Annotated in this window: 14 protein-coding genes; 6 read left to right on the forward strand and 8 right to left on the reverse strand. The window is 61.3% G+C overall.

Translation table 11 applies throughout. The annotated features are described in order from the left end of the window. Window positions 1-79: 79 nt before the first annotated feature. Window positions 80-973 (forward strand): LysR family transcriptional regulator, encoded by an 894-nt coding sequence (locus SA496_RS06080; RefSeq protein WP_330115173.1) that lies wholly within the window; start codon window positions 80-82, stop codon window positions 971-973. A gap of 142 nt (window positions 974-1,115) precedes the next feature. Here the strand turns inward: SA496_RS06080 and SA496_RS06085 are convergent, their stop codons facing one another. From SA496_RS06085 to SA496_RS06095, 3 genes are all read right to left on the reverse strand, one after another. Continuing rightward, window positions 1,116-1,952 (reverse strand): bifunctional allantoicase/(S)-ureidoglycine aminohydrolase, encoded by an 837-nt coding sequence (locus tag SA496_RS06085; protein WP_120652085.1) that lies wholly within the window; start codon window positions 1,950-1,952, stop codon window positions 1,116-1,118. A 189-nt stretch (window positions 1,953-2,141) separates the two neighbouring features. Then, a complete protein-coding gene (locus SA496_RS06090) occupies window positions 2,142-3,026 on the reverse strand; it encodes a LysR family transcriptional regulator (RefSeq protein ID WP_120652081.1) in 885 nt (294 codons plus the stop codon). A 166-nt stretch (window positions 3,027-3,192) separates the two neighbouring features. Further along, on the reverse strand, window positions 3,193-3,702 hold the full coding sequence (locus SA496_RS06095) for a YkgB family protein (protein ID WP_330115174.1): 510 nt from the start codon (window positions 3,700-3,702) through the stop codon (window positions 3,193-3,195). Between the two features lie 408 nt (window positions 3,703-4,110). Between SA496_RS06095 and SA496_RS06100 the strand changes: the two genes are divergently transcribed. Next, a complete protein-coding gene (locus SA496_RS06100; protein ID WP_153917840.1) occupies window positions 4,111-4,842 on the forward strand; it encodes a hypothetical protein in 732 nt (243 codons plus the stop codon). Here SA496_RS06100 and SA496_RS06105 read toward each other — a convergent pair. Both SA496_RS06105 and SA496_RS06110 read right to left on the reverse strand, forming a co-directional pair. Then, window positions 4,837-5,073 carry a hypothetical protein gene (locus tag SA496_RS06105; protein ID WP_153917842.1) on the reverse strand — a complete coding sequence of 79 codons (237 nt, stop codon included), beginning with the start codon at window positions 5,071-5,073 and terminating at the stop codon, window positions 4,837-4,839. The genes SA496_RS06100 and SA496_RS06105 overlap by 6 nt on opposite strands. 116 nt (window positions 5,074-5,189) lie before the next feature. After that, complete coding sequence (locus tag SA496_RS06110) at window positions 5,190-6,236, reverse strand: GGDEF domain-containing protein (protein WP_153917844.1); 1,047 nt, start codon at window positions 6,234-6,236, stop codon at window positions 5,190-5,192. A gap of 213 nt (window positions 6,237-6,449) precedes the next feature. Between SA496_RS06110 and SA496_RS06115 the strand changes: the two genes are divergently transcribed. Further along, window positions 6,450-7,109: a dioxygenase family protein gene (locus tag SA496_RS06115; RefSeq protein WP_330115175.1), complete on the forward strand. Its 660-nt coding sequence runs from the start codon at window positions 6,450-6,452 to the stop codon at window positions 7,107-7,109. 31 nt (window positions 7,110-7,140) lie between these two features. Here SA496_RS06115 and SA496_RS06120 read toward each other — a convergent pair whose 3' ends face one another. Next, window positions 7,141-8,100 (reverse strand): hypothetical protein, encoded by a 960-nt coding sequence (locus SA496_RS06120; RefSeq protein WP_120652071.1) that lies wholly within the window; start codon window positions 8,098-8,100, stop codon window positions 7,141-7,143. A 296-nt stretch (window positions 8,101-8,396) separates the two neighbouring features. On the opposite strand from SA496_RS06120, the gene tenA reads away from it, so the two are divergent. Next, entirely contained in the window at window positions 8,397-9,062 is a 666-nt protein-coding gene (gene tenA, locus SA496_RS06125) for a thiaminase II (RefSeq protein WP_120652069.1), read from the forward strand. A 67-nt stretch (window positions 9,063-9,129) separates the two neighbouring features. Here the strand turns inward: tenA and SA496_RS06130 are convergent, their stop codons facing one another. Continuing rightward, a complete protein-coding gene (locus SA496_RS06130) occupies window positions 9,130-9,573 on the reverse strand; it encodes a BRO-N domain-containing protein (protein ID WP_153917846.1) in 444 nt (147 codons plus the stop codon). A 291-nt stretch (window positions 9,574-9,864) separates the two neighbouring features. Between SA496_RS06130 and SA496_RS06135 the strand changes: the two genes are divergently transcribed. Together SA496_RS06135 and SA496_RS06140 are read left to right on the forward strand one after the other, a co-directional pair. Then, window positions 9,865-11,724: a multicopper oxidase family protein gene (locus SA496_RS06135; RefSeq protein ID WP_330115176.1), complete on the forward strand. Its 1,860-nt coding sequence runs from the start codon at window positions 9,865-9,867 to the stop codon at window positions 11,722-11,724. Between the two features lie 12 nt (window positions 11,725-11,736). Beyond that, window positions 11,737-12,396: an SCO family protein gene (locus SA496_RS06140; protein WP_120652066.1), complete on the forward strand. Its 660-nt coding sequence runs from the start codon at window positions 11,737-11,739 to the stop codon at window positions 12,394-12,396. Between the two features lie 132 nt (window positions 12,397-12,528). Here the strand turns inward: SA496_RS06140 and SA496_RS06145 are convergent, their stop codons facing one another. Then, on the reverse strand, window positions 12,529-13,614 hold the full coding sequence (locus tag SA496_RS06145) for a flavin-containing monooxygenase (protein ID WP_120652064.1): 1,086 nt from the start codon (window positions 13,612-13,614) through the stop codon (window positions 12,529-12,531). Window positions 13,615-13,637 lie beyond the last annotated feature (23 nt).

Consider the following 13,637-nt stretch of genomic DNA (forward strand, 5'->3'; position numbering starts at 1 on the left):
ACCTCCAGTGCGGGATGGGCGCAGGATGGTGCTCCGCCAGGTATATTGGAAATGAATATCCAGTATTCCAGGTATTGCAATGAATAATCTCAGGCGGCTGGACCTCAACCTGCTGGTGACCCTCGACGTGCTGCTGGCCGAGCACAACGTGACCCGCGCGGCGGACCGGCTGAACTTCTCCCAGCCTTCGGTGAGCGTGCATCTGGCCAAACTGCGTGAGGTCTTCGACGATCCGCTGCTGCTGCCCGGGCCACGTGGAATGCGCCCGACGGCGCGCGCCGAGGAATTGCGCGAGCCCTTGCGGCAGGCGCTGGAGTCCTTGGAACGGGCGGTGGCACCGGCCACTGCCTTCGACCCGGCCGAGGCTCAGCAGACCTGGCGTGTGGCGGCCACCGACTACGGTGAGTCGTCCATCTTGCTGCCGGCCCTAGCCGGGCTACGGGCGCGGGCACCGGGTACCCGGCTGGCCGTGGTGGAAATGGCGCCGACGCGCATCGCTCGGCAGGCGGAGCAAGGGGAAATCGACCTGGCCTTCCATACGGTCGAAGGCTCGCCGCACAACCTGCGACGCCGCACACTGTTTGCCGAACGCTATGTGCTGGCGGGTCGTATCGACCATCCGGGGCTAAAGCGACGACCGACGTTGAAACAGTTCTGCGCCCTGGAGCAGGTGATCGTCTCGCCTGATGGTGGCGGCTTCCATGGCATCACCGACGAGACCTTGGCGGAGCATGGGCTGGAGCGGAGGGTGGTGCTGTCGGTGCCGCATTTTCTCTTCCTGCGCTCTGTGCTGGAGAGCACCGACCTGGTGGCCATGCTGCCCGAGCGTCTGGTGCGGGGCAGCACCGCCCTGCAGGTAGTGGAGGCCCCCCTGGAAGTACCGGGCTACGAGATGGCCATGTTGTGGCACGAACGCTCCCATCGCGACCCGGCGCACCAGTGGTTGCGGGAGCAGATCGTTCAGGCGGTTTGAAACTTGTAGGAGCGAGCTTGCCCGCGAACCTTCTGAGCCGACCTTTCGCGAGCAAGCTCGCTCCTACACAAAGTGCAGTTATGCAATTCATTGAAGGCAGAAACGACGACGGGAGCCCTTGGGCTCCCGTCGAGGTGAATCATCAATGCGGCTGGTTCAGGGTCAGACGCATGTGGCGGTTCACATCCTTGTACAGCAGGTAGCGGAAGCGACCAGGGCCACCGGAGTAGCAGGCCTGCGGGCAGAAGGCGCGCAGCCACATGAAGTCGCCGGCTTCCACTTCGACCCAGTCCTGGTTCAGGCGATACACCGCCTTGCCTTCCAGCACGTACAGGCCGTGTTCCATCACGTGGGTTTCGGCGAAGGGGATCACGCCGCCCGGCTCGAAATTGACGATGTTGACGTGCATGTCATGGCGCATGTCGGCCATGTCGACGAAGCGGGTGGTGCTCCAGCGGCCTTCGGTATCCGGCATCACCTTCGGCTCGATGTCCTGCTCGTTGGTGACGAAGGCTTCCGGCAGCGGTACGCCATCGACTCTCTGGTAGTGCTTGCGAATCCAGTGGAAGCGAGTGTGCTGGCCGCTAGTGTTGCGCAGTTTCCAGTCGGCACCCGGCGGGATGAAGGCATAGCCGCCCGGTTGCATGGTGTGGACCTGGCCCTGCAGGGTCAGGCTCAGCTCGCCTTCCACGATGAACAGCACCGCTTCGGCGTTGATGTCCTGCTCAGGCTTGTCGCTGCCGCCGTTGGGGGCGAGTTCGACGATGTACTGGGAGAAGGTTTCGGCGAAACCGGACAGCGGGCGGGCGATGACCCACATGCGCATGTTGTCCCAGAAGGGCAGGTGGCTGGTGACGATGTCACGCATCACGCCTTTGGGGATAACGGCATAGGCTTCGGTGAACATCGCGCGATCGGTAAGCAGCTCGGTCTGTGCCGGGTGCCCGCCGTGCGGCGCGTAGTAGCTGGATTTGGACATGGGGCATTTCCTCATTGTTGTCTTGCTGCCTGGCGCGCATGGCGCCGAGGCGACAATTCGTGCAGATCGGTGCGCTCCGGGGAGGGTGCGACCGTCGCTGAAAACCACGATATCCAGTGGCGTGTTCATGCACAAATTAAATGTTGGAATCCGCCGTATTCATATTTCGAATGTGAATTCGGCCGCCGCTCAGCCTCGAGTGTCCTGGGCCAGGACCCGAGTCAGCACGCGGGCGAGCTCCTGCACCATCGGGTCCGCCGCAGGACGATGGAGCAGGGCGACTTCGAACACATCCACCGATGGCAACCCAGTGTTCTTCGGCACTACGGCATGGCCTGCCGTCACCGCGCGCAGTGGCAGCAGGCCGATGCCCATGCCGTCGGCGATGGCCGACTGGATGCCGGAGAGGCTCGAGCTGGTGAAGCTGATGTGCCAGCGCCGGCCCACGGATTCCAGGGCGCTGATCATCTCGTCGCGGTATACCCCGCGCGGCGGGAAGGTGACGATCGGCAGCGGGTCGAGGTCGATGCAGGGGTTGTTGGCGCTGTCCACCCAGCGCGTTTTCTCCGGCCAGCAGGCCACCGCCTCGCGGCTGTTCTGGCGCTGCTTGAGGAGCACCAGGTCCAGCTCACCACGGTCGTAGCTGGCGCTGAGATCACGGCTGAGACCGCTGGTGACCTCCAGCTTCACCTGCGGGTAGCGCCGGTTGAAGGCGGCCAATTGCTCGGTGGTACGCCCGGTGGCGAAGTCGTCCGGCACGCCGATGCGCACCGTCAGTGCAACCGTGGCGCCGGACAGCGCCTCGGCCATTTCGTCGTTGAGAGCCAGCAGGCGCCGTGCATAACCCAGCAGGGTTTCCCCGGCATCGGTGGGCAGCACATCTCGGTTGCCGCGTTCCAGCAAGCGATGCCCGGCCATTTCTTCCAGGCGGCGAATCTTCTGGCTGATGGTGGATTGGGTCGAATGCAGACGGGCGGCAGCGGTGGTGAAGCTGCCGCAGTCGGCCACCGTGACGATGGCCCTCAGCAGGTCGAGGTCGAACAGGCGGCTATTCGATTTTTCACTTTCGCTCATGGCGGTATCGGCTTTCTGAATGACGATTCCGCTTTTAGCAGCTCACCTTCGCCTGGGCAATCCACTTCGCGCAGAGTGCTCGGAGGCAGGTGAATGGGGCACGGTTTTAGGGGGAAACAGCGAAGGCCTGGGCACCTTGGTGCTCCAGGCCTTGGTTCCGGCAAGCTCAGCGGGATTCGATTCTGGTGAGCGAGTGGCCGGCGACGAAGATGGAGGCAGCGAGCAGTCCGATGTCCTTGAGGAGGAACTGGCCAGGCGCGACGCTGATGCCGGGGAAGCCGACGCTGGGCTCGATCACACCGGGGGTCGAGAACATGAAGCTCAGCGTGGTGCAGAACAATCCGGCGGAGAGGGCGCCGCCCACCAGCGAAAGCTTTGGCGACAGCAAGCGTCCCGCAATCAGCAAGCCGATGGACACTTCGAGGAACCCGAGCAGGGTGGAGAAGGTTCGCACGCTGAACACGTCATAGAGCCAGCCCAGTAGCGGGCTGTTGCTCACGAGTGGTACCAGTCCTTCTGCTTCGTATTGCGTGAACTTCATGCCACCGAACCAGAAGTAGATGACGGCGAGTGCGAAATAGATGCCGTAGATGCCGACCGCCGTGATGGAGGTCCCGAGCGAAAGATTGGTCGTTTGGGTGTGGTTTGCTTGGCTGGTGATATCGAGAGTTTTCATTGATCTGGCTTCCCGTAACTTGGCTAAGGGCGTCCCGGCGAATCTGATTGAGTGGCCATGGGACGAGGGTTCAACGTGCAACCTGCGTGAGAACAACCGAGTCGTTGTTCCGTGCCCCTCACGCCAGGGGCCATCAGTTTCCGATCACATTCGAGCCGTTGATGAGTCATCTCCTCCTGATCCCTCGCGGACTGCGTGGGGTGTGGAGATAGTGTTGCCGCCGGCGCTTGTCCTTTGGGTACAGAACGTACGAATTTCGATGCAGATCGTCTAAAGCCGCCCGTGATTTCCCCGCCTTTTGGTTGGAAGCTCAAACCGGCAAAACCTCCTGGCGCAGTGCCCGGCCCTGGTCTTCGCTTTCCATCAATGGGACCGGCGGATCGGCCCCGTATTGAGAGGACCATTGTCATGAATGGGCAGGACAGCGAATTGCTGGAGCGGGTATTGACGGCCCATGGCGGGCGGGAGCGCTGGCGCGAATTCACCAGGGTGGATACCAGCATCGTGACCGGTGGATTGCTCTGGGGCATGAAGGGGCTCACCCAGGACAGCGAGCCGCGCCGCATGACCGTCTGGTTGCATGAGCAGAGAGCGTCGGTGATACCGTTCGGTGCGCCGAACCAGCGCACGGCGTATGTGCCGAGCCGGATCGCGATTGAAACCACCGATGGGCAGTTGCGGGCGGAGCGTCTCGATCCTCGGGCTTCGTTCCAGGACCACGGGGAAACGACAGTCTGGGACCCGCTTCACCGCGCCTACTTCAATGGCTATGCGCTGTGGAATTACCTGACCATGCCATTTCTCTTCACGCTTCCGGGGGTGAAGGTTGAAGAGGTCGCGCCCTGGGATGAGGGCGGCGAGCAATGGCGGCGCTTGCGGGTGCACTTCCCTGGGGGCGTCGCCACCCACTGCCCGCTACAGGACTTCTATTTCGGTGAAGACTTCCTGCTGCGTCGCCACGACTATCAAGTCGACGTGAGTGGCGCATTACCCGCCGCCCAGTACGTCCACGATTACATCGAGGCCCAGGGGCTGCGCATGCCCGGCAAGCGAAGGGCCTACCGTCGCGATGCGAACAACCGGGCCATCGAAGAGCAGCTGCTGGTCGCCATCGATATCAGCGAGTTGCGCTACTCATGAGAAGTCGATGCTCTGGTCCCAGGGGTCGCTGCTCTTGCCGCGTCTGTTGGTTTGCCGGCGGTCCTCCTCGAAGCGGATGGACTCGCGGCGCTCCCCCATCTTGCGTCGATCACCGCCTTGACGCGTTTCGATCTGGAACTTCGCCTTGCCCCTTGCGGACGGCGTTGGTTCCGATGGATCGATGGGTTTCAGGCTGAGCTTGTCGAGGTTCGGTTTTTCGTTCGTATTCATCGCTTCACTCCGGTGGATCGACAACAACCAGAGGTTAGATCGGGTACTGCCCCCACACTTGGGGGATGGAACGAACGGCCATAGATCGCAGGATGGGTGGAGCTGCTCAACGTGTCTCAGGTGGCGGCGAGGGGTTGCTCGTGGCCGTCTTCGGTGACGACCCGATTGCGTCCGGTGCGCTTGGCGGAATAGGTGCGTCGGTCCGCCACCTGCATCAGTTCGTCGAGCAATTCGCCGTCTTCGCCAAAGCTGGCAACGCCGGCGCTGAGCGTCATGGGCAGCGGCCGACCTTCCAGTTCCAAAGGCGTGGCAGCCAGGCGTTCGCACAGGCTGTGGGCGATGGTTGCGGCTTGCTCGGCGCTGGTGTTGGGCAGCAGCACGGCGAACTCCTCGCCGCCCAGGCGACAGAACAGGTCTCCGCTGCGCAACCGCCCTGACAAGAGTTGGGCGAAATGGCACAGGGCCTTGTCGCCTGCCTTGTGGCCATAGCGGTCGTTGATCAGCTTGAAGTGGTCGATATCCAGGAATACCAGCGCGAGCGGTGTGCGATTGCGCTTGGCGCGGTTGATTTCGCGTTCGAATACATCGGCCAATCTCATCCGGTTGGCCAGTCCGGTCAGACTGTCAGTGGTAGCCAACTCGGTCAGGCGCTGCTCATTGCGCAGGCGGCTGCGCTCGTAGATGTGTGAGAACAGCGTTACTGACAGGGCGGCCGCGCCGAGGTTGGCGAGGATCAGGATGTTGGTCACCTGGTTGTCCGAGGTGAAGCGCTGGCTGAAGGCGAACAGACCTATGCCGATGAACAGCAGCGACCCCCACAGGCCCAGGCGCAGGCCGAGCAACAGATAGAAGATGATCGGAATGGTCTGGATCCAGGCGAATACAGAGAAGGACGTGCGCGGCTGGAAAAGGATCACCATCATCAAGGTAAAGAACGGCACGAGGTAGATGATCGTCAGCGTGCGCAGATTCTCGCTGCGGTTGATGACCAGCAGGCAGTACAGCGAGATGAAGGAGTAGGAGAGCTCTAGCACGGCGAGTATCCAGTTCTCGCGCATGATGTTGATCGCCGAGAAGCACACGCCACCGAACAGGGTGAGCCAAAGCAACGCCTTGAGCACCAGGCGCCGGTGTTGATCGCTGTGATGATGGGAACTGGACATCGAGACGTTCCTTCTTGTGGTTTTGGCGATGCTGCAAGGTGGCAAGGGTATCGTCCCGGCAAGGCGCTGTGCAGTCGTGATTCCGTTCAGGCCCGGGGTCGCAATTTTTGCATCTGGCGGGGTACTGGCCGATGGCTAGACTCTTCAGGTACACGCCTCGTCCCCTGGCGTGCCGTCGTCACTACGACCGGGCCATACCGGGAGGAGGCGGGCGTGAAGAAATATTCATCAGCAGGCATCTCGCGGCGACATTTTCTCGGCGGCGGCGCGGTGCTGCTGGGAGGCGGGTTGCTGGCAAGGTCTGTCTTCGCCGAGCAGGGCTGCCCGGTGACCCAGGGCGATATTCTCGGCCCCTACTACCGCTTCGGTGCGCCGTTCCAATCGAAGCTGGCTGGGCCAGAGGAGCCAGGGGAGCGCCTGGTGGTGACTGGTACGGTGTTCAGCGCCGATTGCCGTACTCCCATCCCGAACGCGCTGGTGGAGGTCTGGCAGGCCAACGGTGCCGGCCTGTACGACACCGAGAAGCCCGGCAACTACACCGACAAGGGCAACTTCAAACTGCGCGGCATGCTCTATACCGACGCGCAGGGCAAGTACCGCATCGAGACCGTCATGCCCGGTCGCTACCCCGTGCCGCCAAACCTGCCGGGGTTGGAAAAATACGGCGGGATCATGCGGCCCGCACACATCCACTTCCGGATCATGGAATCGCTCCATGTACCGGTCACCCTGCAGCTTTACTTCAAGGGCGACCCCTTTATTGCCGGCGACCCCTGGGCCCACGATCGCTTCACCAACACCATCGAGCTGGAACAGGACGGCGAGCTGCGGCGTGGCGTGTTCGATATCGTGCTGGCGCGGGGCTTTGCGTGACTGATGACCTGGGGACGTCCCATCGACAGGCTCACCAACCGCCCCATGCCTTGATCTTGAGCGGGCCGATCATGTCGAACAGCAGATCCAGGTCTATCGTCACGCCCTGTCCGGCCATGAACTCGACGAGCCAGTTTTCAAACCGGCCATCCTCGTACAGTGCGTTCCAGTTGCCGATCCCCTTGTTGGTCATCAAGTCGAACAGACCTGCGTAGCCAGCCTTGTCCTTGATGGCGTCGGGACTGAAGTCGCACTCGCCGAGGAACGGGCTGAAAATGCCCTTCGCGAGCCTGGTTACCCGTTCCAGATTGCGTATTCCCCTGCTAAACGCCGCAGTGTTGGCGTCGTTCTCCTTCCGGAATAGCACCAGACCCGCGCCGAAGCCGAGTGGCCGGTCGTCGTCTCCGATGACCTTCAGAAAGGAACGGAAACCCAGGTAGCGGTACTTGGCAAAGTCGGATTCCTCCCCGGAACGGTCTGCGCCAATGGTTTCGCCGAAGATGCCGTGGTGGTTCAGACGTCCCCAGACCTCGTCGTAAGGGAAGTTGGAGTCGGGGCCCTCGGTGATGCCCATGTAGTCCTTGCAGAGCACTACGTTGTAGCGGGAGGTGGTGGAGCGTAGCCAGTCGGTCGTACCCGCACAGACGAAGCAGAGCCGCTTCCTGATGTTGGGCGTTCGCGGGTCGTACACGTGGTAGCGCCGACCCGGCAACGCATTTTCCCAAAACCCTTCCTCATAGCCGTCGACAGCCAGACGGACGCCAGGCATGTGGGGGGCCGTTCCCTGGGTAAGCTCGTTGATGAGGGTGTCGTAGTTGACGCCCTTGCCCATTTCCGGATCGACGAGGTAGAAGGCGTCGCACTTGTGCCAGAACAGCCAGAGCGAACAGCCAAGGTCATTGCCCGCCGCCAGATACAGCATCCGGCGTTCCACCCCGGAATAGACGCGAAGCAAGGTATTGCGGGCCACCGAGAGCCTTTGGGTCTCCATGGGTTCTCCTCCTTGAGTGACATCCATGCGGACTCGCTGAGCTGTCCGACGCTCTATCCGCGACTCGGAAGTGTAGTCACAGCTCGCGGACTCGGATGGGACCACTCATAGGATGGCGCGGGCGGCGTCCCGCTAGGGTAGAAGCCAAACCATCGTGATTTGGCTGATGGGTACCGCAGGCTCCACCCAACCTGCGTGCTGGTTCGATGAAGCGGTCGCGGGCTGTCACACAATTACGTACCGTGGCGCTCGAACTCGAGTAGTTTGACGCCGTTTATGAAATCGAGAGTTGAACCATGGATATCTTCGACCGTTTGAAAGCCGCCGCGACAGCCGACTGGAACAGCTATGTGGATCACGCATTCGTGCGTCAGATGGCAGCGGGGGCACTGCCACAAGCTGCGTTTCAGACGTATCTGGTGCAGGACTATCTGTTCCTGATCCAGTTCGCCCGGGCCTGGGCGCTGGCCGCATACAAGAGCCGTACCCCGGCGGACATTCGGGCGGCTCAGGCGGGGCTGGCGGCAATCCTCGACGAGACCGACCTGCATGTGCGGTTGTGCGCGCGGTGGGGCCTCTCGCAGAAAGACATCGAGTCGGCGCCGGAGCATCAGGCGACCGTGGCGTATACCCGTTTCGTGCTTGATTGTGGTGCTGCAGGAGACCTGCTGGAACTTCATGTGGCCCTGGCCCCCTGCGTGATCGGCTATGCCGAGATCGGCCGCAACCTGACGCCCGATGGCGTTGCGGCGCTGGGTGATCATCCCTATCGCGAGTGGATTGGCGAGTACGCAGGCGAGGCGTATCAGGGCGTGGCCGCAGCGGCACGCAAACACCTCGACGAACTCGCGGCGCGCAGCATGACGGAGCGGCGTTTCGAGGAGTTGGTGGAAGTGTTCGCCACTGCGTCGCGCCTGGAAGCGGACTTCTGGCAGATGGGCTTGGCGAGCGCAAAAGCCTGACCGTTGCACCAGGAGGCCCAACGACTTGTCATCGTTGGGCCTCGCTTCGCTCGGACCAACCTACGGTTTAGCCAATCACCAAAAGCAGGTGTCGGAGGAGGTCCGGGCAATCGCCCAGGTGCAGCCATGCCTTGCCCTGACAGTGCAGCACTTGCAGCTGCCGCTCCTGCCACTGGATCACCTCGCGATAGGGGCGCTGGGCGTCGAAGCGTTCCTCTTCCCGCAAGCGTGGAATCATCTCGCGGGTGAGCCATTGGCGTATGCAGCGGTTTTCCGGGTGGTAGTCGAGGATCAGCACGGCGTAGACGCCGGACTCGCTGATCAATAGTTCCTGCTCGAAATCGCCATGGCTGTTGCGCATCCAGGCTCGTTGCAGCTCGTCCTTAGCCAGGTTGCGCGACACCCGTTCGGGCAGTGGCGAGTGGTTGATCAGCCGAGCGAAATCACTGCCGGCAAACCAGGGTTCCTCGTCCAGTAGTACGGCACGCAGTTGGCGCTTGTGGAGGCACATTCGGACATTTGATTAATTGAGCGTCATAAAAATGGCAATAAGTTTTTAATGTTATTGATTTCTCTATAACTAATTGATTTGTTTCCTGATATTGCTGAGTGGCACATTGCCAGACAGGCGGTCTGCCCCACGCCGGTAAAGCTGCTTTTACTGAATGATGAGACATCATTCGCTCAACAAGAAGCGAACATGCAGTGCTGAGATTTGGCGCAGGGGAGAGGATATTCAACTAACCGTGGCTAGGGCGGTAAGAGAGGGCGTGCGTTGAGGATGGGGTGATGGAACAACCAAATGCGAACCAGCAAACGGAGCAACAAGGGCAATTTCCCAGGACAGCAGAACAAGGGCGACACAGCCCGGCGAACTTTTCTCAAACTATCAGCGGCTGCCTTGGCGGCGCCATGGCTCCCGGCCAGTCAGTCTGGCCAGGCGGTCGAATGGGTGACCACGCCACAGCCGATCTTTCCGCCCAGCCCAGCGACCCGGCCCTGGATGGAGGAGCTGCCGCCGGTCATCGTGCCGGTGGCGCATACCGAGGCGTTCACTCCTGCGCCGACCATCGAGCCCAACACCGAGGCAGGCGAGGCAGGACGTGACGCGCATCAGCGTTACGAAGAGTTGACCGGTGTTCTAGGGGCTCCCGAGTTGTACGAGCTGCGCGTGGTACAGAACGCTGAATGGGTAACCCACCCCGATTTGCCCAAACAGAAAGTCTGGGCGTATCGAGGGAGCAATCCCGACGCCACCGTTCCCGCAACCATCTTCGCCACTTACGGGCATCCGGTGATATGCCGCATCTATAACGATCTGCCTCAAAATCATATCGGCTTCGGTACGCCGGAGATTTCCACTCACCTGCACAATGGACACACGCCCTCGGAGAGCGATGGATTTCCGGGGGATTACTACAGCCGGTATGAGGCGGGGCCGACGCTGAGCAGGTCAGGTTCCAGGCAGGGGAGAGGGACGTTCAAGGATCATTTCTACCCCAACATCTACGCTGGGTACGATGAGTTGCAGAACGGTATCGGTGACTATCGAGAGGCGCTGGGAACGCTCTTCTACCATGACCACACCTTGGACTACACCGCCCCCAACGTGTATCGAGGGCTGATCGGCTTCTACCTGCTGTTCGATCATATCGACTCAGGCAATGAACGCGATCCAAGCCCCAGTGCCCTGAGACTTCCCAGCCACCCTTACGACTATCCATTGGCCTTCGGCGACCGTCGCTTCACGCCGATGCCTGACGGGCAGCTGTTCTACGACCAACTCCATGCCGAAGGCGTGTTGGGCGACAAGGTGGTGATCAACGGGAAGATCGAGCCGGTACTGCGGGTTGCGGCCCGCAAGTACCGGCTGCGCTTGCTCAACAGTGGCCCCAGCCGGTTCTACGACCTCTACCTGGTGAATTCGAGCAATGTCGTCCAGCGGTTCACCTATATCGCCAACGACGGCAACCTGCTGCCCGAAGCGCTGTTCAATTTCACTCATGTCAGGCTGGGGGTGGCCGAGCGGGCCGATATTGTTGTCGACTTTTCCCGGTACCCCATCGGCACCGAACTCTATCTGACCAACCGGCTTCGCCAGGACAGTACGCGAAAGCCCAGGGACTCCAGAGCGCCCGGCACCCGCGTGATGAAGTTCATCGTTGATCGCCACCCGCCCGAGCAGGACCTCAGCCAGGTACCCCGGTTCTTACGACCGCTACCGGATATCCCTTCACCCGAAGAATTGGAGAAGCTGCCTGTAAGGCGGTGGGAGTTTGATCGGCGCAATGGGCTGTGGCAGGTCAATCGGCAACTGGTAGACGTCAACCGTCCCAGGGCGCGGGTTCGCCAGGGGAGCGCGGAAATCTGGGAGTTCGCTAGCACGGGAGGTGGGTGGTCTCACCCGATTCACTCGCACTTAGAGGAAGGGATCATGCTCAAGAAGCTGGTCGATGGCGTCCAGGTGCCGATTCCCATACATGAGCGAGGTCGCAAGGATTCCTTCGTGCTCGATCAAACCATGACCATGGTCGTGCTGTTTCGCTTCCGGGATTTCAAGGGCAAGTACGTCATGCACTGCCACAACGTGATCCATGAGGACCACGCCATGATGGTCCGCTGGGACCTTGAAGACGACCAGGACGAAGAGCCAAATGCTTAGGAGTGTCGCCTCATGAACACGAGAAGAAATCTGCTGGTAAGCGCCGGGCTCCTGGGCGTGGTTGGCGTGGGAACAGCGCTCGGCTTGAGTGTTTCCAGTGGCGGGAGGACCGATCGCCCCAACCGTACCGCCAGCCAGCTGCCCAACGTGCTGCTCACTAATCAATACGGCAAGTCAGTGCGTTTCTACGATGACCTGATTCGCGGAAAGGTGGTGGCGATCAACATGATGTACACCTCCTGCGCCGGCATCTGCCCTACCGCCACCGCGAACCTGCTGCAGGTGCAGCGGCTTCTGGGCGCGCGTCTCGGACGACAGGTGCATCTGTACTCCATCACCCTGGCGCCCGAGCTGGATACACCACAAACCCTTCGGGAGTACGCCGCGCGACATGGTGTGGGGCCTGGCTGGTGGTTCCTGACGGGGGCGCCGGCAGACATCGAGCGGGTACGTTTCAGTCTGGGCTTCTACGACCCGGAGCCGGAAGTGGATCGGGACAAGAACTCGCACTCCGGCATGCTGCGCATCGGCAATGATCGCATTGAGCGCTGGACCATGGCGCCGGCACTGGGTTCGCCCGAGCAGATCCTGGGCACTATCGATCATGTGGATCCGGAGTTTTCCTATCGGCATCAGGCGCTGCAGAGTCCAGGCTCGAGGTTCTTTACCTAGGCAAAATGAGCTGGTGCGTCATCCGTCCCGGTCAAGCAATTCACGTGTTCAGATCGGAGAGTTTGAGGGTGGCGCGCCACAAGCCCGATCAATGCCAGAGGCTGCTGGCTGCCAGTGAGATCAGGCAGTTCGCTAACTCAGTTCAGCTGCCGCACCTACGCACGTGGACAAGCCCAGGTGACGCAGCAGCGACGGAAGGATATGCGCGGCGTCCGTTCCGACGCCGCGCAGGGTGGCGGACGCGAAGTTGCGCTGTCGAGGCAGTCCCACGAAGTACAGGCCGGGCACTTCAAGCGCCATGCCTTGGCGCTGGAGGATGTGGCCGTCCTGAGACAGCACCGGTAGTCCATCCAGAAACGGCACATTTGGACGGTAGCCCGTGGCGAAGATCAGGCTATCGATTGCTTCATGTTGTCCGTCTGCCCACGTCACCCCATCAGGAACAACGGCAGTGAACATCGGCTTCCGGTGTAACAAGCCCGTTCTCAAGGCCCTGCGGTAGGTGCCGTCATCCAGTACCGGCGTGCTCTGGTCGCTCAGCCAGCGGGTCTTCTCCAGGCCTGTCCACTTCAACCAGGCGTGGAAATCGATCCCCAGGAATCGCTGGGGGACGAAGCGGATTGCCTCGCGTGTCGCCAGCGTGGTGTTGGCTACCTGAGCCAGCTCGTAGGCAATCTGCACGGCCGAGTTTGCCGCGCCGATCACTACCACCCGCTGACCTCCCAGGGGCTCGGCTTTTCGATAGTCGGCGCTGTGCATCTGGCGGCCTTGAAAGCTGTCGAGCCCCGGTATGGCAGGGGTGTACGGGCGGCTGAATGCCCCTGAGGCAACGATGACGGCTTTCGCGCTGAAGCACTCATGCTCTGCTGACCTCACCTCGAATTCGTCTCCCAAGCGCTGCACCTGCCTCACCTCGGTGTTCTGTCGAATGGGCAGCTGGAACCGATTCGCATAGTGCTCCAGGTAGTGCACCACTTCGTCCCGGCTCGGGTAGCGCGTGGGGGTGCCAGGAAATGGCAGGCCAGGCAGAGACGAATAGGCCGCTGGCGAAAAGAGCTCCAGGCTGTCGTAGTAGTTGCGCCAGTTGCCGCCAGGGTGCTGCTGCTGATCGAGAATGAGGAACTTGAGTCCCCGCTGTTGCAGGTGCCATCCGCATGCCAATCCCGCCTGTCCTGCACCGATGACGATCACGTCCTGAGTTGAAATCTTTGTGTTCATGTATGCGTACTCATGCACCTATT

It is taken from the genome of Pseudomonas sp. JS3066 (assembly GCF_036328175.1).
GTDB lineage: Bacteria > Pseudomonadota > Gammaproteobacteria > Pseudomonadales > Pseudomonadaceae > Metapseudomonas.